Source organism: Pseudomonas sp. LBUM1643 (assembly GCF_059716215.1).
This window is the reverse complement of record NZ_CP166813.1, coordinates 830,771-850,350: the sequence shown is the minus strand read 5'-3', so window position 1 is coordinate 850,350 and position 19,580 is coordinate 830,771. Positions and strand designations below refer to the sequence as shown.

Sequence of the window (19,580 nt, the reverse complement as noted above, 5' to 3'; positions counted from 1 at the left end):
TTTCAAAGAAACAGCTTCAACAGGCCAGGGACAAATCCCTGTATCTAAAAATGAGTAGTGACCGTGCCTGTTAACAGCCACCCTCGTCCGGTCATTCTGACCGAATCAGTCGACGCGGCGCGATGCGCCCGTCTTCGCTCACTTCACCGATTCCGATGAAGCGACCGTTGTGATCCTGTACCCGTACCATGCCAAACTTCGGTGCATCCGGGGCGCGTACCGGCTGGCCGTTAAGCCAGTAGAACGAGCTGTGCTCCGAGAACTGCAACAGCGGCCAATCCAGCAGACCGCTGTCCGATGGCATGAGGAAGCGATCTACCGCTTCGTTGCCGCCTTCGGCATGTACGGCTTCCAGCTCTTCAAGCGTAACCGTCTGCGCCAGCGTGAACGGCCCGGCCTGGGTACGTCGCAATTCAGCAACGTAAGCGCCACAACCGAGTTGCTCGCCGATATCCTCCACCAAAGTGCGGATATAGGTGCCTTTGCTGCAATCCACTGCCAGCCGCGCAGTATCACCTTCGAAGGCCAGCAATTCCAAGCGCGCAATAGTAACAGAACGCGGTTCGCGCTCCACTACTTCGCCTGCACGGGCCAGCTTGTACAGCGGCTGTCCATCACGCTTGAGTGCCGAGTACATCGGCGGTATCTGACTGATTTGCCCACGAAATTTCGGCAGTGCCGCTTCGACATCGGCGCGACCAACGGTCACCGGTCGCTCCTGCAAAACCTCACCTTCGGCATCCGCCGTCGTGGTGGTTTTGCCCAACTGCGCCAGGGTTTCATAGGCCTTGTCGGAATCAAGCAGGTACTGCGAAAACTTGGTCGCCTCACCGAAGCACAACGGCAATACGCCAGTGGCCAGCGGATCGAGACTGCCGGTGTGACCGGCCTTCTCGGCGTTCAGCAACCAGCGAACCTTCTGCAACGCCGCGTTGGAAGTAAAGCCCAGCGGTTTGTCGAGCAGGATGATGCCGCTGACGTTACGACGGATACGTTTGACCTGAGCCACCGATTACTCCTTGGCGTCTTCGGGTTCAGCCGCTTCCGGGCGCTGACTGTCTTCAGCCACCGCACGCTCGATCAAGGCCGACAGGTGCGCCCCACGCACGACGCTTTCGTCGTAGTGGAAGTGCAACTGCGGAACACTGCGCAGCTTCATTTCACGCGCTAACTGCATACGCAGGAAGCCGGCGGCGGAGTTGAGCACCTTGATGCTCTGTGCAATGTCTTCGGCGTTGTCCTGGCCCATCACGGTGATGAAGATCTTGGCGTGACCGACGTCACGGCTGACTTCAACAGCGGTAATGGTCACCAGGCCTACGCGTGGGTCTTTGACTTCACGACGGATCAGCTGTGCCAGCTCACGCTGCATCTGATCGCCGATACGTTGGGTACGGCTGTATTCTTTTGCCATGTCTTGTTACCTGTTACTGCCCCACGGTGAAACCCGTGTGGTCTGAAAGCGGCAAACGCCCGGCCTGACAGAAGCCAGACCGGGCGTTGCGTTTAGAGTCCTGACGCCTGACCGCGCATCTGCATGCGGCGGTTCGGCGTGGCCCTTGAAGTGCGCGAGTTAGAGGCTGCGAGCAACCTGAACCTTCTCGAAGACTTCGATCTTGTCACCGACTTTGACGTCGTTGTAGCTCTTCACGCCGATACCGCATTCCATGCCGGCACGTACTTCGGAAGCGTCATCCTTGAAGCGGCGCAGAGATTCCAGCTCGCCTTCGAAGATAACGATGTCTTCACGCAGTACACGGATTGGACGGTTACGGTGAACAACACCTTCGAGAACCATGCAACCAGCGATCGCGCCAAACTTCGGCGAACGGAACACGTCACGGACTTCAGCGATACCCAGGATGTTCTCGCGAACATCACTGCCCAGCATACCGGTGAGGGCTTTCTTGACGTCTTCGATGATGTCGTAGATCACGTTGTAGTAACGCATATCCAGACCTTCCTGCTCGACGATCTTGCGAGCGCCAGCATCGGCACGCACGTTGAAGCCAAACAGTACAGCGTTGGAGGCCAGTGCCAGGTTGGCGTCGGACTCGGTGATACCACCGACACCGCCACCGACAACACGCACTTGCACTTCGTCGTTACCCAGGCCGTTCAAGGCACCGTTCAACGCTTCCAGCGAACCACGGACGTCGGATTTGAGGACGATGTTGAGCGTCTTCTTCTCTGCCTGACCCATGTTTTCGAAGATATTTTCCAGCTTGCCGGCGTGAGCGCGAGCCAACTTGACTTCGCGGAACTTGCCTTGACGGAACAGAGCCACTTCACGGGCTTTCTTCTCGTCGGACAACACGCTCATCTCGTCGCCAGCGTCCGGCGTACCGTCCAGGCCGAGGATCTCGACAGGGATGGAAGGACCGGCTTCCTTGATTGGCTTGCCGTTCTCGTCGAGCATGGCACGTACACGGCCATAGTTCGAACCGACCAGCACCATATCGCCTTGGCGCAGGGTACCGTCTTGAACCAGAACGGTTGCAACCGGGCCGCGACCTTTGTCGAGACGCGATTCAACCACAACACCGCGACCTGGGGCCGATGGGGTTGCTTTCAGTTCAAGTACTTCAGCTTGCAGCAGGACAGCTTCGAGCAACTCGTCCACGCCGGTACCGACTTTCGCCGAAACCGATACGAACGGGGTGTCGCCGCCCCACTCTTCCGAAGTCACGCCGTGAACCGACAGTTCGCTGCGGATGCGATCGAGATCGGCGCCCGGCTTGTCGATCTTGTTCACTGCAACAACCAGTGGAACACCAGCGGCCTTGGCGTGCTGGACAGCTTCAATGGTCTGCGGCATCACGCCGTCGTCCGCTGCAACTACCAGAATCACGATGTCAGTCGCCTTGGCACCACGGGCACGCATTGCGGTAAACGCGGCGTGACCAGGAGTATCAAGGAAGGTGACCATGCCGCGTTCGGTTTCAACGTGGTACGCACCGATGTGCTGAGTGATACCACCGGCTTCGCCAGCAGCTACCTTGGCACGACGGATGTAGTCGAGCAGCGACGTCTTACCATGGTCAACGTGGCCCATTACGGTCACGACTGGCGCACGGGAGAACGTCTCACCTTCAAACTTCAGGGATTCGGCCAGGGAATCTTCCAGGGCGGTGTCGCTGACCAAGGTCACTTTGTGGCCCAACTCCTCAGCCACAAGCTGAGCAGTTTCCTGATCAAGCACCTGGTTGATGGTCGCTGGAGTACCCAGTTTGAACATGAACTTGATGATTTCAGCAGCCTTGACCGACATCTGCTGAGCGAGATCGCCAACAGTGATGGTCTCGCCGATCTGCACATCACGCACGACAGGGCCGGTTGGGCTCTGGAAACCGTGAGCATTGCGTTTCTTCAGCTTGGCCTTGCCGCGACCACCACGACGGAAGCTATCGCTTTCTTCGTCGGTAGTACGTGGCGCAACACGTGGAGCAGGCGCTTTTTCTTTGACCGAAGCACGATGTGGAGCGTTTTTGCGCTCGCCATCGCCACTGCCACGACGATTGTTATCGTCGGCGCGTGGTTTGTCCGGACGGCGCTGTTCGTTCTGCTTGTTGCGAACGTCAGCAGACGGTGCTGGAGCAGCAGCTACAACCGGAGCGCTTTCACGCACTGGCTCGGCGGCCACAGCAGGAGCCGCGACTGCCTCATTGGTAGCGGATTGCGCAGCAGCAGGCTGGCGAGGCGCTTCTTCTTCGGCGCGACGCTTGGCTTCTTCTTCAGCCTTCTGACGGGCAGCATTTTCTACTGCGCGACGTTCATCCAGTTCGCGTTTGCGCTCGGCTTCGATTTCTTCCGGGCTGCGCTGTACGAAGACTTTCTTCTTGCGCACTTCAACGCTGATGCTTTTGCTGCCAGCAACACGCAGGGTGCTGGTGGTTTTACGCTGCAGCGTGATCTTGCGTGGTTCTTCCACTTTCGCCTTGTGACTGCTTTTCAAATGAGTCAGCAAAGATTGCTTCTCACTGTCAGTCACATGTTCTTCGGCGGCGGTGTGCGGCAGACCTGCCTCACGCATCTGCTGCAACAGGCGCTCTACCGGTGTTTTGACCTCAAAGGCCAGTTGTTTCACCGTGACTTGCGTCATGCACTTCTCTCCTCAGGCCGCGCCTAATTACTCGAACCAATGGGCTCGGGCGGCCATGATCAACTTGCCGGCACGATCATCGTCAATGCCGTCGATGTCGAGCAGGTCGTCAATAGACTGCTCGGCCAGGTCTTCGCGGGTAATTACGCCGCGCACCGCCAGTTCCATCGCCAAATCCTTGTCCATACCCTCAAGCGAGAGCAGGTCTTCGGCCGGATGGGCGTCTGCCAGCTTTTCCTCAGTAGCGATGGCTTTGGTCAACAAACGATCCTTGGCACGAGCGCGAAGCTCGTTGACGGTTTCTTCGTCAAAGCCGTCGATGTTGAGCATTTCTTCCAACGGTACGTAGGCAATCTCTTCCAGGCTGGTGAAGCCTTCATCTACCAGCACCTGCGCCAGGTCTTCGTCGACTTCCAGCTCGTCGATGAAATTGCGCAGGATGTCGCCGGTTTCTGCTTGCTGCTTAGCCTGGATGTCCGATTCGGTCATCACGTTCAGGGTCCAGCCAGTCAACTGGCTGGCCAGACGCACGTTCTGACCACCACGACCGATGGCCTGAGCCAGATTGTCTGCGCCAACGGCGATGTCCATTGCATGGGCATCCTCGTCAACGATAATTGCCGCCACTTCAGCCGGCGACATTGCATTGATTACGAACTGAGCCGGGTTGTCATCCCACAGGACGATATCCACACGCTCACCACCCAACTCGCCCGACACTGCCTGGACGCGCGAACCGCGCATACCGATGCAAGCGCCCTGCGGGTCAATGCGCTTGTCCTTGGAGCGGACTGCGATCTTGGCGCGCGAACCCGGGTCACGGGACGCAGCCATTACCTCGATCAGGCCTTCTGCGATTTCCGGCACTTCGATGCGGAACAACTCGATCAGCATTTCCGGCGCAGTACGCGACAGGATCAGCTGCGGGCCGCGGTTCTCAGTGCGGATTTCCTTCAGCAGTGCACGCAGGCGCACACCCACCCGGAAAGTCTCGCGGGAGATGATGTCTTCACGAGCCAGCAACGCTTCAGCGTTGTTGCCCAGGTCGACGATCACGTTGTCGCGGGTGACTTTCTTCACGGTGCCGGAGATGATTTCTCCCAGGCGCTCGCGGTAGGCGTCAACGACTTGAGCGCGCTCGGCTTCGCGAACTTTCTGCACAATGACTTGCTTTGCAGTCTGTGCAGCAATGCGGCCGAACTCGATGGATTCAATCTTTTCTTCGACTACGTCACCGACCTGAGCACCAGGATGCGTTTCTGCAACCTTGCTCGGCCAGGTTTCGATGGCCGGATCGTCCAGATCGGCTTCTTCGACGACCGTCCAGCGACGGAATGTCTCGTAAGCGCCCGTGTGGCGATTGATTTCCACACGCAGATCGACTTCGTCCTCAAAACGCTTTTTGGTAGCAGTGGCCAGAGCCAGCTCCAGCGCTTCAAAAATTACGTTTGCCGGCACGCCCTTTTCATTGGATACCGACTCAACAACCAGCAGTACTTCTTTGCTCATCGTACGCCTCGCCTTTCGCAAGCCATTGGATCCGCGGGATCCGCGTCTCAGTCAAAACTGGGAATAATGTTGGCCTTGTCGATCATATCGATCGGCAACAGGAACTCATGGTCTTCAACCTGCACCACGACGTCCTGCTCTTCTACACCGCGCAGAAGGCCCTGAAAGTTGCGTCGACCTTCAAAAGGCGAGCGCAGCTTGATCTTCACTTGTTCACCGGCAAATTTTGCAAACTGCTCAATAGTGAACAGCGGGCGTTCCATGCCAGGCGAGGAAACTTCTAGGGTGTATTCAACGGCGATTGGATCTTCAACATCCAGGACACCGCTGATCTGACGGCTGACAATGGCACAATCGTCCACCAGCACGCCGCCCTCTTTATCGATATAAACGCGCAACATTGAGTGGCGACCTTGAGCCGAAAACTCAATACCCCAGCATTCATAGCCTAGGGCCACGACCACCGGGGCCAGCAAGGCCTGCAACTCTTCTAGCTTGCTCGACACCTGAACCCCCTCGTGCATGTATGTGCATGCTATGCAAAATAAAAAAATGGGCGAAACGCCCATCCTTGAAACGCCGTCGAACAGCGGCGTTATAAAGTGTCCAGCTAACAAAAAGCCCCTGAAAAGGGGCTCCTTAAACTGGTTGCGGGGGCCGGATTTGAACCGACGACCTTCGGGTTATGAGCCCGACGAGCTACCAGACTGCTCCACCCCGCGACAAAGCTGGGGCGGAAGTATACGACCGATCCCTAACAGGGTCAATGTAACCTTCCACCTACAAGAAAGCCCGCAACAGCGGGCTTTCCTGATAATTGGTACCGAGAAGGGGACTCGAACCCCTACACCCTATGGGCACAACCACCTCAAGGTTGCGTGTCTACCAATTCCACCACCTCGGCAATACTACGTTTGAAACCCTTCTTACTTCTGCTCTTGAGCTGGAGGCACGTCAGTCGCTGGAGTAGCCGACTTTTGCTCTTGAAGCACCGGTACATCATCAGAAGCCGGCTGTTGCTTTGGAACTTCCAAGACCGCTGGATTTGGCAAACCTACTTGAGTCAGCTGATGAGCTTTCTCTTTAGCAAAGTAACCTAACCCTAAGCTGGTTATGAAGAAACCTGCGGCAAGTATAGCAGTAAACTTACTAAGAAAGGTAGAGGAACCTTGGCTTCCGAACACAGTATTTGAAGCACCTGCTCCGAAAGACGCACCAGCATCCGCACCTTTACCCTGCTGCAGCAAAACCAGAGCAACTACGCCCAATGCACCCAGCAGATGAAAAACGACTACGACTGTTTCCAGCATTTTTTCAGTTTCCCGCGGCGCGACAAATCGCACCGAACTCATCTGCATTCAGGGAAGCCCCACCAATGAGCCCCCCATCGATATCCGGCATGCCGAACAGTTCGACCGCATTGGCCGCCTTCACGCTGCCGCCGTATAGAAGCCGCACACCTTGTGCGACCTCAGAATTCTTTGCCGCCAACTGAGCGCGGATGGCTGCATGCACATCCTGCGCTTGTTGCGGTGAAGCAGTCAGCCCGGTGCCAATGGCCCAGACCGGCTCGTAAGCAATTACCGCTTTTGCAAATACTTCGACACCCAGCTCTTCAATGATGCTGTCCAGCTGACGCCCGACAACATCAAGAGTCTTACCAGCTTCGCGCTGCTCGAGAGTTTCCCCTACGCACAACACCGGAATCAAGCCAGAAGCCTGTGCCGCTGCGAACTTGCGGATAAGCATTGCATCCTGCTCGCCCATTATCTGGCGGCGCTCGGAATGCCCGACAAGTACCAGGGAACAACCTGCATCCACCAACTGACTCGGCGCAACCTCTCCGGTCAAAGCACCTTGCTCGGATTCCAACGCAGAGTTCTGCGCGCCGATCATAACCGGCTGGCCTTTCAAGCCATCAACCACTTGGCTGATATGCAAGCAAGGCGGGAAAACCGCAACATCAACATCGCTCGGCAAGGCCAGATTACGTAGGCCGTTGATCAGCTCAGCGACGCTGGCGCGGGTACCGTGCATCTTCCAGTTACCAGCTACCAAAGGGCGACGCATGCTGTACCTCGTCGGTCAAAGTGGGCGCAGATGTTACCCAAGACAATCATGGCTGGCAAGCCGAAATCAGGCAGAAACTTCAGTTACCAGTTTTGCCAGTTCTTCGGCGTAGCCTCGAACCTGTGTTTCGTCCTCGCCTTCGACCATGACGCGAACCAAAGGCTCAGTACCGGACTTGCGCAACAACACCCGCCCACGACCTGCCATTGCCTGGGTGACAGCCTCACTGGCCTCTTTAACCGAGGAATGCTCAAGTGGGTTTGCACCGCCGCCAAAACGCACGTTGATCAGCACCTGAGGGCACTTGCGCAATGCTTGACGAGCTTGAGCCAGACCTTCCGAGCGTCTCTTCAGCGCCATCAGGACCTGCAATGCGGCAATAATCGCGTCACCGGTAGTGGTGTGGCTGAAGCAGACGATATGCCCCGAATTCTCACCACCCACCAGCCAATTACGCTCCAACAGATCTGCGATGACGTAGCGATCGCCGACATTGGCGCGAACAAAAGGAATGGACAGATCAGCCAAGGCCAACTCCAGCCCCAGGTTACTCATCAATGTTCCAACCACGCCGCCCTGCAACTTGCCGCGCTCATGCAAATCGCGAGCGATGATGTACAACAATTCATCACCGTCGACAATTGCACCCGTGTGATCGACCATCAGGACTCGATCACCATCACCATCAAAGGCAATACCCAGGTCGGCATGCTCGGCCAATACGGCAGCCTGAAGCTGGCCCATATGGGTCGAACCGCAATTGTCATTGATGTTCAGGCCGTTCGGCTGAGCAGAAAGGACAACAACTTCAGCCCCAAGCTCACGGAAAACGCTTGGAGCTACCTTGTAGGTGGCACCGTGAGCGCAATCAATCACGATCTTCAAGCCAGCGAAGCTGGTGCCAGTCGGAACGCTGCTCTTGCAGAACTCGATGTAGCGACCCGACGCATCGTTGATTCGCGACACCTTGCCAATCTTGCTCGACTCAACCACCGTCATCGGTGTGTCGAGCAGCTCTTCGATCATCAGCTCGACTTCGTCCGGCAGCTTGGTGCCTTTCCCCGAGAAAAACTTGATGCCGTTGTCATCGTGGGGATTGTGCGAAGCACTGATCACGATACCCGCTTCAGCATGAAATGTACGTGTCAGGTAAGCGATGGCCGGAGTTGGCATCGGGCCAAGCAGCATCACGTCAGCGCCTGCGGACGTGAGGCCGGCCTCGAGTGCAGACTCGAACATGTAACCAGAGATCCGCGTGTCCTTGCCTACGAGCACCTTACAGGCGCCCATTTTGCGAAACGCCATGCCCGCAGCCCAACCGAGCTTGAGCATGAAGTCAGGAGTGATCGGGTATTCACCGACCCGACCGCGAATGCCGTCGGTGCCAAAATATTTCTTAGTCATAAGTGCTCCATCATTCTTATTCGGCTGATTCCACTGCGGCGATCATCCGCACTACATCAACTGTTTCAGCTACGTCATGGACGCGCAATATACGCGCCCCCTTGGTCGAAGCCAGCGCCGCGAGCGCAAGACCGCCAAACAGGCGCTCCCCGACCGGACGATTCAGGGCCTGACCAATCATGCTTTTGCGCGAAACCCCGACCAACAGGGGCCGCCCCAAGGCATGCAGAGCTTCCATGTGCTTAAACAAGCTTAGATTGTGCTGCAAGGTTTTGGCGAAGCCGAATCCCGGGTCGAGAATGATCCGTTCGGACGGAATTCCGGCCTGCGCACATTGAACCATTCGCTCAGCCAGAAACGCTCCCACTTCCTGGGTTACATCCTGATACTGCGGATCATCCTGCATGTCGCCTGGCTCTCCGAGCATATGCATCAGACAGACCGGAAGACCGGTGGCCACAGCCGCATCAAGAGCGCCATCCCGTCGCAATGAACGCACATCGTTGATCAACCCCGCCCCAAGTCGCGCTGTTTCGCGCATGACCGCAGGCGTGGAAGTATCTACCGAGATGATCACATCCAGTTCGCGATGAATTCGCTCGACGACAGATGCCACACGCTCGAGCTCTTCGAGCGGCGACACCGCTCTGGCGCCTGGGCGCGTGGACTCGCCACCCACATCGATCAGTGTTGCACCCGCTACCACCATCGCTTCAGCGTGGCGCAAGGCTGCATCCAGCTGGCTGTATTGGCCGCCGTCAGAGAAGGAGTCAGGAGTAACGTTGAGAATGCCCATGACATGCGTCTGGGCCAAATCAAGAACCCGGTTGCCGCAAGGCAACCGGGTTGAGGACTGAACAAAAGTCATTTCAAACCTTAAACGTCAGCAGCAGGACCGCCGATCGGTGTTTCAGGACGCTCGCCCTGCACTACCGGAGGTGTTCCGGAAGTACCGGTGCCACCTGACCAGTCGCGAGGCTCGCGAGGCGTACGACCCGCCATGATGTCATCGATCTGTTCAGCATCGATCGTCTCGTACTTCATCAGCGCATCAGCCATCGCATCAAGCTTGTCACGGTTATCCGTGAGGATCTGCTTGGCAGTGCCGTAGCACTGATCAATGATGCTACGCACTTCGGAGTCGATCAGTTTGGCAGTCTCGCCGGAGAAACTTGCACTCTGACCGCCACCGCCACGACCGAGGAATACTTCACCCTCGTCTTCGGCATACATCAACGGACCCAGCTTTTCGGACAGCCCCCACTTGGTCACCATGTTTCGTGCAATCTGGCTGGCACGCATGATGTCGTTGGATGCACCGGTAGTAACGCCGTCGAACCCCAGGGTCATCTCTTCTGCAATACGGCCGCCGTACAACGAACAGATCTGGCTGATCAATGCCCGCTTGGACAGGCTGTAACGATCCTCTTCCGGCAGGAACATGGTTACACCCAGCGCACGACCGCGTGGAATGATCGACACCTTGTAAACCGGGTCGTGCTCAGGCACGACGCGACCAACGATGGCGTGGCCAGCTTCGTGATAAGCGGTGTTCTGCTTCTCTTTTTCGGACATCACCATGGATTTGCGCTCGGCGCCCATCATGATCTTGTCTTTCGCCAGCTCGAACTCTTTCATCTCGACGACGCGCTTGCCAGTACGAGCAGCAAACAACGACGCTTCGTTCACCAGGTTGGCCAGATCGGCCCCGGAGAAACCAGGGGTCCCACGAGCGATAACCGCAGGAGCGACGTCATCACCCATTGGCACTTTACGCATGTGGACTTTGAGAATCTGCTCACGACCGCGAATATCCGGCAGACCGACCACGACCTGACGGTCGAAACGGCCCGGACGAAGCAACGCAGGGTCCAGAACGTCAGGACGGTTGGTTGCGGCAATGACGATAATACCGTCATTCATTTCAAAGCCGTCCATCTCTACCAGCAACTGGTTGAGAGTCTGCTCACGCTCATCATGACCGCCGCCCATGCCAGCGCCACGATGGCGACCAACGGCGTCGATTTCATCGATGAAGATGATGCAAGGGGCGTGCTTCTTGGCTTGTTCGAACATGTCACGGACACGGCTTGCGCCAACACCGACGAACATTTCGACGAAATCGGAGCCGGAAATGGTGAAGAACGGCACTTTGGCCTCACCGGCAATCGCTTTGGCCAGCAAGGTTTTACCAGTACCAGGAGGACCCACCATCAGCACGCCGCGAGGAATGCGGCCGCCTAATCGCTGGAACTTGCCCGGATCACGGAGGAACTCGACCAACTCGCCGACTTCTTCCTTGGCTTCATCGCAACCGGCAACGTCAGCCAAAGTGGTTTTCACCTGATCTTCGGAGAGCAGGCGCGCCTTGCTCTTGCCGAAGCTCATCGGCCCGCCCTTGCCTCCCGCACCACCTTGCATCTGGCGCATGAAGAACATGAACACGGCGATGATCACGAGGATCGGGAAGCTCGCCACCAGGAGCTGAGTCCAGATGCTTTGCTGCTCGGGCTGCTTGCCCTCAACAACCACGTGGTTGTCCACGAGATCGCCAATCAGACCGTTGTCCTGGATTGCAGGACGAATGGTCTTGAAGCTGTCGCCATCACTGCGTTTACCGGTAATGACGTAGCCGTCAACCGCTACGCGCTCGACCTTGCCATCCTTGACCTGCTGGATGAAGTCGGAATAGTTGAGGGTCTGCGGCTCGTTAGGGCTGGAGAAGTTGTTCATCACTGTCACCAGGACAGCCGCGATGATCAACCACAGGATCAGATTCTTTGCCATATCGTTCAATTAACTACCCTCTGAAGCAAGCTCCGCTAATGGCGCGCGCTTCGCATGATATTCACCGGCCTAACTTACTACATTACCTACGGCTCTGGCAGGCGCCGTCTGTAACCCTTTGTGAAACACTTTCTACACAATATTCGCTAATGCTCAAGGGGCGAAATACGAAAAACCTATCGCCCCGCCAAAAAACCTCGTTTTACTCACTGCGCCCGCGATAACCCCAGGCCAGCATGTATTGCTCGCGGGAACTGCCACGAGAAGAGTCTGGCTTGATCATCTGGATCTTGTCGAATTTCCGACGCGCATCCTTCAGGTAAACATCAAATCCTTCGCCCTGAAAAATCTTGATCACGAAATTACCACCCGGCTTGAGTATCCGTTCCGCCAAATCAAGCGCCAACTCGCAAAGAAACATCGCTTTTGGCATATCTACTTCAGGCGTACCACTCATATTGGGGGCCATATCGGAAATCACAAGGTCCACCTGCGAATTACCCACGGCTTCAAGGATCCGGGCGAGCACTTCGTCCTCGGTAAAGTCACCCTGGATGAAAGTCACGTCCGGAATGCTGTCCATTTCCAGAATGTCCGAGGCAATCAGGCGCCCCTGACCACCGATCAGACGGCTAGTCACCTGCGACCATCCCCCGGGCGCTGCACCCAGGTCGACAACGCTCATGCCGTTACGGATCAGATTGTATTTCTCCTGGACCTCCAGAAGCTTGTAACTCGCACGCGAACGGTAACCATCCTTCTGCGCCTGCTTCACATAGGGATCATTGACATGTCTTTGCAGCCACTTAAGGCTTGTCTTGGAACGGGCCACGGGCCACCTCGAAAATAAAACGGGTCGTGATTAACTGGGCGGTCCCGGACTCGCTCGGGTAAACTGGCCGCCGCTTTTTACAAGATCAGACGCAGGGGTCAGATTATGCCGCTCACTCAAGAGCAGAAGAAACAGTACAAATCCATTGGCCACCATCTGAAACCAGTTTTGATCGTGGCTGACAACGGTTTGACTGAAGGTGTGTTAGCCGAACTTGAACGCGCTTTGGCGGATCACGAGCTGATCAAAATCAAGCTCAACATCCTCGATCGCGAATCACGCCTGGCGACCATTGCAGAACTCTGCAAGGTCGGCAAAGCGGATTTGGTTCAGGTCATCGGCAAGATGGCACTGATTTACCGCAAGAACTTCAGCGTCAACAAGCAGCTGTCGAACGTTCATCGCTTCAAGTGATGACAAGGGTCAAGGGTGTGCTTCGCGCACCCTGCCGCTCCATCCCGGAACCGGTTGTAAAACCAGCACAAGCCCGGAAAACCCTAGCACCAGATAGCTGAAAACCTGCCAACGCACGGCATCCGGCCATCCGAAGCGTACCGCGAAAAACATCCCGCACGCGTAGAACGCCATCAGCAGCAGTTGCCCGCGAATATCGCGCCATAGACTGGCAAGGCCCTCGGCCTGAACCAGCACCAAAGCCTGAAAAATCACACAAGCTGTGGCGAAAGCTACCAACAGCCCATTCAACACGCCTGCAATTTCATCAATCAGCAGTGGCGCCAAGCCAATTTGACCCAGCACCGGCAGCAGACCGATATGTAACAGCCACAGGCCGCCAACCCACAACATCTGGGTCAGTTGCCAAAGAACAGCGCCCGCACGTAGCGGGCGCCTTCTTTTAGATGTGGCGTACTTCGACAATCTCGTACTCGATAACGCCACCAGGCGTTTTTACCGCAACCACATCACCCTCTTCCTTGGCGATCAAGGCTCGGGCCAGTGGCGAACCCACCGAAATCTTGCCCAGCTTGAAGTCAGCCTCGTCTTCACCAACGATGTGGTAAGTGACGCTTTCATCAGTCTCGACGTTGGCAATCTCAACGGTGGTGCCGAAAATTACTTTGCCGGTGTGAGGAATAGTCGTGACATCGATGATGACCTGATTCTGAATCCGGCCTTCAATGTCCCGGATCCGCGCCTCGACCATCCCCTGCTGCTCGCGAGCAGCGTGGTATTCGGCGTTTTCCTTCAAGTCACCCAGCTCGCGGGCCGTACCGATGTCCTGGCTGAGCTTCGGACGGACAACCTTGGTGAGGTGAGCGTGCTCTTCTTCCAGGGCTTTGGCGCCCTGGACAGTCATTGGGTATTTGATCATGCCTTCAATCCTGCGTGTAGATCCTGCAAGCGACGCACGGTCTTTTCTGGACCGAACTTGAGCGCTTCGCAGATGGCTTCGCCAGCAGCAATGGTGGTCGTGCAGTAGATCTTGTGCTGCAAGGCATTACGACGAATGGAGTACGAATCAGCGATCGACTGACGGCCTTCGGTGGTGTTGATGATCAGCGTGACTTCGTCATTTTTGATCATGTCGACCACGTGCGGACGACCTTCGGTCACCTTGTTCACACGACGCACTTTCAGGCCTGCAGCTTCAATCAGCTTGGCAGTACCGGCAGTGGCGACCACTTCGAAGCCCAAGTTGATCAGATCGCGGGCCACGCCTGCAACCAGTGGCTTATCGTCGTCACGCACACTGATGAACGCGGTACCGCCGGTCGGCAGGACTTCGCTCGCACCCATCTGGGCCTTCGCGAACGCTTCGCCGAAGGTGTCGCCGACACCCATCACTTCACCAGTGGACTTCATCTCTGGGCCGAGGATCGGGTCCACACCAGGGAACTTGGCAAACGGGAACACTGCCTCTTTCACGCTGTAGAAGTTCGGAATGATTTCCTTGGTAAAGCCGATTTCCTTCAGGGTCTTACCGGCCATCACACGGGCTGCGATCATGGCCAGGGAAACACCGATGCACTTGGATACGAACGGTACGGTACGGGAAGCGCGCGGATTGACTTCGATGACGTAAATGTCTTCGCCCTGCAGCGCCAACTGAACGTTCATCAGGCCGACAACGCCCAGCTCCAGAGCCATTTTCTTGACCTGTTCGCGCATCTCGTCCTGGATGTGGCCAGGCAGCGAGTACGGCGGCAGGGAGCATGCCGAGTCACCGGAGTGCACACCAGCCTGCTCGATATGCTGCATGATCGCGCCGATCACCACGTCGGTGCCGTCGCAAACTGCATCCACGTCCATTTCGATGGCGCAATTGAGGAAGTGGTCCAGCAGCACCGGGCTGTCGTTGGACACTTTCACCGCGTCACGCAGGTAGCGCTTGAGCTCTTCTTCTTCGTACACGATTTCCATCGCGCGGCCGCCCAGTACATAGGACGGACGAACAACCAACGGATACCCGATCTTGCTGGCTGCACGAATCGCTTCGTCTTCGCTGCGCACGGTAGCGTTCGGAGGCTGACGCAGGTTCAGGCGTTCAACCATCTGCTGGAAGCGCTCGCGGTCTTCTGCACGGTCGATAGCGTCAGGGCTGGTACCGATGATCGGCACACCGGCTTCTTCCAGGGCACGCGCCAGTTTTAGCGGGGTTTGGCCGCCGTACTGGACGATCACGCCTTTCGGCTTCTCGACGCGGACGATTTCCAGCACGTCCTCCAGGGTCACCGGTTCGAAATACAGGCGATCAGAGGTGTCGTAGTCGGTAGATACGGTTTCCGGGTTGCAGTTGACCATGATGGTCTCGTAACCGTCGGCGCGCAGGGCCAGCGCCGCGTGTACGCAGCAGTAGTCGAACTCGATGCCTTGGCCGATGCGGTTAGGACCGCCGCCCAGGATCATGATCTTGTCACGGCCCGTTGGTGCAGCTTCGCACTCTTCCTCGTAAGTCGAGTACATGTAAGCAGTGTCAGTGGCGAACTCGGCCGCGCAGGTGTCAACGCGCTTGTAGACCGGGAAAATTTCCAGCTTGTGACGGTGGCGACGCAGGTTTTTCTCGGTTACACCCAGCAGCTTGGCCAGACGCATGTCCGAGAAGCCTTTGCGCTTGAGGCGGAACATCAAGTCGCGGTCGATGCTGGCCAGACCCAGGGTCTTGACCTTCTCTTCTTCCTTGATCAGATCTTCGATCTGCACCAGGAACCACGGATCGATCATGTTCATGCCGAAGATATCTTCGACCGACAGGCCCGCGCGGAAGGCGTCAGCCACGTACCAGATACGCTCGGCACCCGGCACGGTTAGTTCGCGCTTGAGGATGCTCATGCTTTCCGGATTGCTCAGGTCGAGCTTCTCGTCCAGACCGCAGACACCCACTTCCAGACCGCGCAGGGCTTTCTGCAGGGATTCCTGGAAAGTCCGGCCGATGGCCATGACTTCACCTACCGACTTCATTTGAGTAGTCAGGCGTGCGTCGGCTTTCGGGAATTTCTCGAAGGCGAAGCGTGGCAGTTTGGTCACGACGTAGTCGATGGACGGCTCGAAGGACGCCGGAGTAGCGCCGCCGGTGATTTCGTTCTGCAACTCGTCCAGGGTGTAGCCGATCGCCAGCTTGGCAGCGATACGCGCAATCGGGAAACCGGTGGCTTTCGACGCCAGAGCCGAGGAACGGGATACACGCGGGTTCATCTCGATGACAACCATACGGCCAGTGTCCGGGCAAATGCCGAACTGGACGTTGGAGCCGCCGGTTTCCACGCCGATCTCACGCAGTACCGCCAACGAGGCGTTACGCATGATCTGGTACTCCTTGTCCGTCAGCGTCTGTGCTGGTGCAACGGTGATCGAGTCACCGGTGTGAACGCCCATCGGGTCAAAGTTTTCGATGGAGCAGACGATGATGCAATTGTCTTTCTTATCGCGGACAACCTCCATCTCGTACTCTTTCCAGCCGATCAGGGATTCGTCGATCAGCAGCTCTTTGGTCGGCGACAGATCCAGACCACGGGCGCAGATTTCTTCGAACTCTTCACGGTTGTAAGCGATGCCGCCACCGGTGCCGCCCATGGTGAAGGACGGACGAATGATGCACGGAAAGCCAAGCTTCTCGAGAACCGCATTGGCCTCTTCCATGCTGTGGGCGATACCGGAACGCGGGCAATCCAGACCGATGGATTTCATTGCCTTGTCGAAGCGCGAACGGTCTTCTGCCTTGTCGATGGTGTCAGCATTGGCACCGATCATCTCTACGCCGAACTTCTCCAGAACGCCTTCGCGCTCCAGATCCAGTGCGCAGTTCAGAGCGGTCTGGCCACCCATGGTCGGCAGCAGCGCGTCCGGGCGCTCTTTCTCGATGATCTTGGCAACGGTCTGCCACTTGATCGGCTCGATGTACGTGGCGTCGGCCATGTCCGGGTCGGTCATGATGGTTGCCGGGTTGGAGTTCACCAGGATGACGCGGTAACCCTCTTCGCGCAGGGCTTTGCAGGCCTGGGCGCCGGAGTAGTCGAATTCACAGGCCTGGCCGATAACGATCGGGCCAGCGCCGAGAATCAGGATGCTTTTTATGTCTGTACGTTTTGGCATGGGTTTGTCACTCAAATCCGCAGGTCAGTCGGCAAGCCGTCTTGTTCAATCTGTGAAACTTGAGGGGGCCGCCGATCTCGGGACCACCCTCAAGCTTTGCTGCATCAGGGCTGGCGATTAGCGTCGCTTGGCCATTTCGTTGATGAAGCGATCGAACAGAGGCGCTACGTCGTTCGGGCCAGGGCTGGCTTCAGGGTGACCCTGGAAGCTGAAGGCGCTCTTGTCGGTGCGCTCGATCCCTTGCAGGGTGCCGTCGAACAGCGACTTGTGAATCGCACGTACGTTGGCGGGCAGGGTTGCTTCGTCTACCGCAAAACCGTGGTTCTGGCTGGTAATCATCACAACGCCGGTTTCCAGATCCTGGACCGGGTGGTTGGCACCGTGGTGACCATGACCCATTTTCAGGGTCTTGGCGCCGGAGGCCAGGGCCAGCAGCTGGTGACCGAGGCAGATGCCGAACACCGGAATCTCGGTTTCCAGCACGTCCTTGATCGCCTGGATCGCGTAGTCGCAAGGCTCCGGGTCACCAGGGCCGTTGGACAGGAACACGCCGTCCGGCTTCATCGCCAGTACGTCAGCAGCAGGCGTCTGCGCCGGCACTACGGTGACGCGGCAACCGCGCTCGACCAGCATGCGCAGGATGTTCAGCTTGACGCCGTAGTCGTAGGCAACCACGTGGTACGGCAGCTCGGAGGCGTCGATGGTCGCGTGGCTGTCGGTTTTCAGGTCCCAGACAGTCGAACGCCACTCGTACTTCTCTTTGGTGCTGACGACTTTCGCCAGGTCCATGCCTTTCAGGCCAGGGAAACCCTGGGCAGCGGCAATGGCGGCTTCTTCGCAGATGTTGTCGCCGGCCATGATGCAGCCGTTCTGTGCGCCTTTCTCACGCAGGATGCGGGTCAGGCGGCGAGTGTCGATACCGGCGATAGCCACAACATTGTTGGCTTTCAGGTAGTCGGACAGGGACATCGTGTTACGCCAGTTGCTCGCAACCAGTGGCAGGTCACGGATAACCAGGCCGGCGGACCATACGCGATCGGACTCGGCGTCTTCCGGCGTGGTGCCGGTGTTGCCGATATGCGGGTAAGTCAGGGTAACGATCTGTTGGGCGTAGGAAGGATCGGTAAGGATTTCCTGATAGCCGGTCATTGCGGTGTTAAACACCACCTCACCAACGGTTTGACCGTCGGCTCCAATGGCTTCGCCGCGAAAAATGCTGCCATCAGCAAGGGCGAGTATGGCTGGCTTAGTCAAGAAGACCTCCCGTAAATAAAGCCTGAAAGGGCGATCGCAGGTGTAAAAAAGCGGAGTGACGTATGGACACGTCACTCCGCTCATTCACTGAATTATTCTGCGCGCTTTTAGTGAACACACTAAAGCTGTAGCTTACAGAAAAAGGCAATTTTGGTCTACCGCCAATGAGCCCGAAAGGCTGGAGAATGCGACAGGTCGTCGCTTGGCGGAGTAAAACCGGGCTCAAACACGATGTTTGAACCCGATTTCGGAAGCGTATTAACGCAGGTCGAGCACGTCTTGCATGTCGTAGAGGCCTGGCTCGCGACCATCCAGCCACAATGCGGCACGAACCGCGCCCTTGGCGAAGGTCATTCGGCTGGAAGCCTTGTGAGTGATCTCGACACGCTCGCCATCGGCGGCGAACAGCACGGTGTGATCACCAACGATGTCGCCTGCGCGCACAGTGGCGAAACCGATCGTTTCGCGCTCACGGGCACCGGTCTGGCCTTCCCGGCCGTAGACCGCCACCTTCTTCAGATCACGCCCCAGCGCATCGGCGATTACTTCACCCATGCGTACAGCGGTACCTGAAGGCGCATCGACTTTATGGCGATGGTGAGCTTCGGTGATTTCGATGTCGACATCATCACCCAACACACGAGCAGCGGTATCGAGCAACTTCAGGCACAGATTGACGCCGACACTGAAGTTGGCCGCGAAGACGATCGGGATGTCCTTGCCCGCCTCAGCCAGCAACTGCTTCTCTTCAACGCTGAAACCGGTGGTACCGATAATCATCGCTTTACCGTGCTTGCGGCAGAACGCGAGGTTTTTCAGGGTCACCGTCGGGTGTGTGAAATCGATCAGCACGTCGAACTCGTCGACGACTCGAGCCAGATCACCGGACAGCGGCACCCCAATGCGACCCAGCGCAGCCAGCTCACCGGCATCCGCACCGACCAATGTGCTGTCAGGACGATCAACAGCCGCCGTCAAACCTGCTCCCGGCGTCTGCTGAACAGCTTCGATCAAGGTTTTACCCATGCGCCCCGCGGCGCCCATCACTGCAATACGTCGCATGCCTGCCTC

General features: G+C 57.2%; 17 protein-coding genes and 2 tRNA genes. 1 reads left to right on the top strand and 18 read right to left on the bottom strand.

Going from position 1 to position 19,580, the window contains the following annotated elements; all coding sequences use genetic code 11:
* Nucleotides 1-91 precede the first annotated feature (91 nt).
* The 13 genes from truB to rlmE form a co-directional block, all read right to left on the bottom strand.
* A complete protein-coding gene (truB, locus tag ACA063_RS03675) occupies nucleotides 92-1,009 on the bottom strand; it encodes a tRNA pseudouridine(55) synthase TruB (RefSeq protein WP_497664822.1) in 918 nt (305 codons plus the stop codon).
* A gap of 3 nt (nucleotides 1,010-1,012) precedes the next feature.
* Entirely contained in the window at nucleotides 1,013-1,414 is a 402-nt protein-coding gene (rbfA, locus tag ACA063_RS03670) for a 30S ribosome-binding factor RbfA (protein ID WP_162437908.1), read from the bottom strand.
* A 159-nt stretch (nucleotides 1,415-1,573) separates the two neighbouring features.
* Complete coding sequence (gene infB, locus ACA063_RS03665; RefSeq protein WP_497664821.1) at nucleotides 1,574-4,102, bottom strand: translation initiation factor IF-2; 2,529 nt, start codon at nucleotides 4,100-4,102, stop codon at nucleotides 1,574-1,576.
* Nucleotides 4,103-4,129: 27 nt separating this feature from the next.
* Complete coding sequence (nusA, locus tag ACA063_RS03660) at nucleotides 4,130-5,611, bottom strand: transcription termination factor NusA (protein ID WP_008024459.1); 1,482 nt, start codon at nucleotides 5,609-5,611, stop codon at nucleotides 4,130-4,132.
* Between the two features lie 47 nt (nucleotides 5,612-5,658).
* Nucleotides 5,659-6,117 (bottom strand): ribosome maturation factor RimP, encoded by a 459-nt coding sequence (gene rimP, locus ACA063_RS03655; protein ID WP_010463487.1) that lies wholly within the window; start codon nucleotides 6,115-6,117, stop codon nucleotides 5,659-5,661.
* Between the two features lie 139 nt (nucleotides 6,118-6,256).
* Nucleotides 6,257-6,333: transfer RNA gene (locus ACA063_RS03650), tRNA-Met, on the bottom strand.
* A 96-nt stretch (nucleotides 6,334-6,429) separates the two neighbouring features.
* Nucleotides 6,430-6,515, bottom strand: a tRNA-Leu gene (locus ACA063_RS03645).
* 22 nt (nucleotides 6,516-6,537) lie between these two features.
* Complete coding sequence (gene secG, locus ACA063_RS03640) at nucleotides 6,538-6,921, bottom strand: preprotein translocase subunit SecG (RefSeq protein ID WP_017336473.1); 384 nt, start codon at nucleotides 6,919-6,921, stop codon at nucleotides 6,538-6,540.
* A 4-nt stretch (nucleotides 6,922-6,925) separates the two neighbouring features.
* A complete protein-coding gene (gene tpiA, locus ACA063_RS03635; protein ID WP_497664820.1) occupies nucleotides 6,926-7,681 on the bottom strand; it encodes a triose-phosphate isomerase in 756 nt (251 codons plus the stop codon).
* Nucleotides 7,682-7,747: 66 nt separating this feature from the next.
* Nucleotides 7,748-9,085, bottom strand: coding sequence for a phosphoglucosamine mutase (gene glmM, locus ACA063_RS03630; RefSeq protein ID WP_497664819.1), 1,338 nt, complete (start codon nucleotides 9,083-9,085; stop codon nucleotides 7,748-7,750).
* 16 nt (nucleotides 9,086-9,101) lie between these two features.
* On the bottom strand, nucleotides 9,102-9,953 hold the full coding sequence (folP, locus tag ACA063_RS03625) for a dihydropteroate synthase (RefSeq protein ID WP_497664818.1): 852 nt from the start codon (nucleotides 9,951-9,953) through the stop codon (nucleotides 9,102-9,104).
* An 8-nt stretch (nucleotides 9,954-9,961) separates the two neighbouring features.
* Complete coding sequence (gene ftsH / locus ACA063_RS03620; RefSeq protein ID WP_162437902.1) at nucleotides 9,962-11,872, bottom strand: ATP-dependent zinc metalloprotease FtsH; 1,911 nt, start codon at nucleotides 11,870-11,872, stop codon at nucleotides 9,962-9,964.
* 202 nt (nucleotides 11,873-12,074) lie between these two features.
* A complete protein-coding gene (gene rlmE, locus ACA063_RS03615) occupies nucleotides 12,075-12,704 on the bottom strand; it encodes a 23S rRNA (uridine(2552)-2'-O)-methyltransferase RlmE (protein WP_497664817.1) in 630 nt (209 codons plus the stop codon).
* A gap of 105 nt (nucleotides 12,705-12,809) precedes the next feature.
* Here rlmE and ACA063_RS03610 point away from each other — a divergent pair, with 105 nt between their 5' ends.
* Complete coding sequence (locus tag ACA063_RS03610) at nucleotides 12,810-13,118, top strand: YhbY family RNA-binding protein (RefSeq protein ID WP_162437901.1); 309 nt, start codon at nucleotides 12,810-12,812, stop codon at nucleotides 13,116-13,118.
* A gap of 9 nt (nucleotides 13,119-13,127) precedes the next feature.
* Here the strand turns inward: ACA063_RS03610 and ACA063_RS03605 are convergent, their stop codons facing one another.
* The 5 genes from ACA063_RS03605 to dapB all read right to left on the bottom strand — a co-directional run bounded on the left by ACA063_RS03605 (nucleotide 13,128) and on the right by dapB (nucleotide 19,571).
* Nucleotides 13,128-13,511, bottom strand: coding sequence for an MFS transporter (locus tag ACA063_RS03605; RefSeq protein ID WP_497666468.1), 384 nt, complete (start codon nucleotides 13,509-13,511; stop codon nucleotides 13,128-13,130).
* A gap of 49 nt (nucleotides 13,512-13,560) precedes the next feature.
* Nucleotides 13,561-14,037 (bottom strand): transcription elongation factor GreA, encoded by a 477-nt coding sequence (gene greA, locus ACA063_RS03600; protein WP_010463507.1) that lies wholly within the window; start codon nucleotides 14,035-14,037, stop codon nucleotides 13,561-13,563.
* Nucleotides 14,034-17,255: a carbamoyl-phosphate synthase large subunit gene (gene carB / locus ACA063_RS03595; protein WP_162437900.1), complete on the bottom strand. Its 3,222-nt coding sequence runs from the start codon at nucleotides 17,253-17,255 to the stop codon at nucleotides 14,034-14,036. The genes greA and carB overlap by 4 nt, the downstream gene beginning before the upstream one ends.
* Before the next feature lie 117 nt (nucleotides 17,256-17,372).
* Nucleotides 17,373-18,509 carry a glutamine-hydrolyzing carbamoyl-phosphate synthase small subunit gene (gene carA, locus ACA063_RS03590; RefSeq protein WP_497664816.1) on the bottom strand — a complete coding sequence of 379 codons (1,137 nt, stop codon included), beginning with the start codon at nucleotides 18,507-18,509 and terminating at the stop codon, nucleotides 17,373-17,375.
* A 258-nt stretch (nucleotides 18,510-18,767) separates the two neighbouring features.
* Nucleotides 18,768-19,571, bottom strand: coding sequence for a 4-hydroxy-tetrahydrodipicolinate reductase (gene dapB, locus ACA063_RS03585; RefSeq protein ID WP_162437898.1), 804 nt, complete (start codon nucleotides 19,569-19,571; stop codon nucleotides 18,768-18,770).
* Between the last annotated feature and the right edge of the window lie 9 nt (nucleotides 19,572-19,580).

What these genes read in the sequence shown, in the direction of transcription:
- folP (WP_497664818.1), bottom strand. Translation starts at nt 9,953, where the DNA reads ATGACTTTTGTTCAGTCCTCAACCCGGTTGCCTTGCGGCAACCGGGTT.
- tpiA (WP_497664820.1), bottom strand. Translation starts at nt 7,681, where the DNA reads ATGCGTCGCCCTTTGGTAGCTGGTAACTGGAAGATGCACGGTACCCGC.
- dapB (WP_162437898.1), bottom strand. Translation starts at nt 19,571, where the DNA reads ATGCGACGTATTGCAGTGATGGGCGCCGCGGGGCGCATGGGTAAAACC.
- infB (WP_497664821.1), bottom strand. Translation starts at nt 4,102, where the DNA reads ATGACGCAAGTCACGGTGAAACAACTGGCCTTTGAGGTCAAAACACCG.
- greA (WP_010463507.1), bottom strand. Translation starts at nt 14,037, where the DNA reads ATGATCAAATACCCAATGACTGTCCAGGGCGCCAAAGCCCTGGAAGAA.
- ACA063_RS03605 (WP_497666468.1), bottom strand. Translation starts at nt 13,511, where the DNA reads ATGTTGTGGGTTGGCGGCCTGTGGCTGTTACATATCGGTCTGCTGCCG.
- glmM (WP_497664819.1), bottom strand. Translation starts at nt 9,085, where the DNA reads ATGACTAAGAAATATTTTGGCACCGACGGCATTCGCGGTCGGGTCGGT.
- nusA (WP_008024459.1), bottom strand. Translation starts at nt 5,611, where the DNA reads ATGAGCAAAGAAGTACTGCTGGTTGTTGAGTCGGTATCCAATGAAAAG.
- rbfA (WP_162437908.1), bottom strand. Translation starts at nt 1,414, where the DNA reads ATGGCAAAAGAATACAGCCGTACCCAACGTATCGGCGATCAGATGCAG.
- ACA063_RS03610 (WP_162437901.1), top strand. Translation starts at nt 12,810, where the DNA reads ATGCCGCTCACTCAAGAGCAGAAGAAACAGTACAAATCCATTGGCCAC.
- ftsH (WP_162437902.1), bottom strand. Translation starts at nt 11,872, where the DNA reads ATGGCAAAGAATCTGATCCTGTGGTTGATCATCGCGGCTGTCCTGGTG.
- carB (WP_162437900.1), bottom strand. Translation starts at nt 17,255, where the DNA reads ATGCCAAAACGTACAGACATAAAAAGCATCCTGATTCTCGGCGCTGGC.
- secG (WP_017336473.1), bottom strand. Translation starts at nt 6,921, where the DNA reads ATGCTGGAAACAGTCGTAGTCGTTTTTCATCTGCTGGGTGCATTGGGC.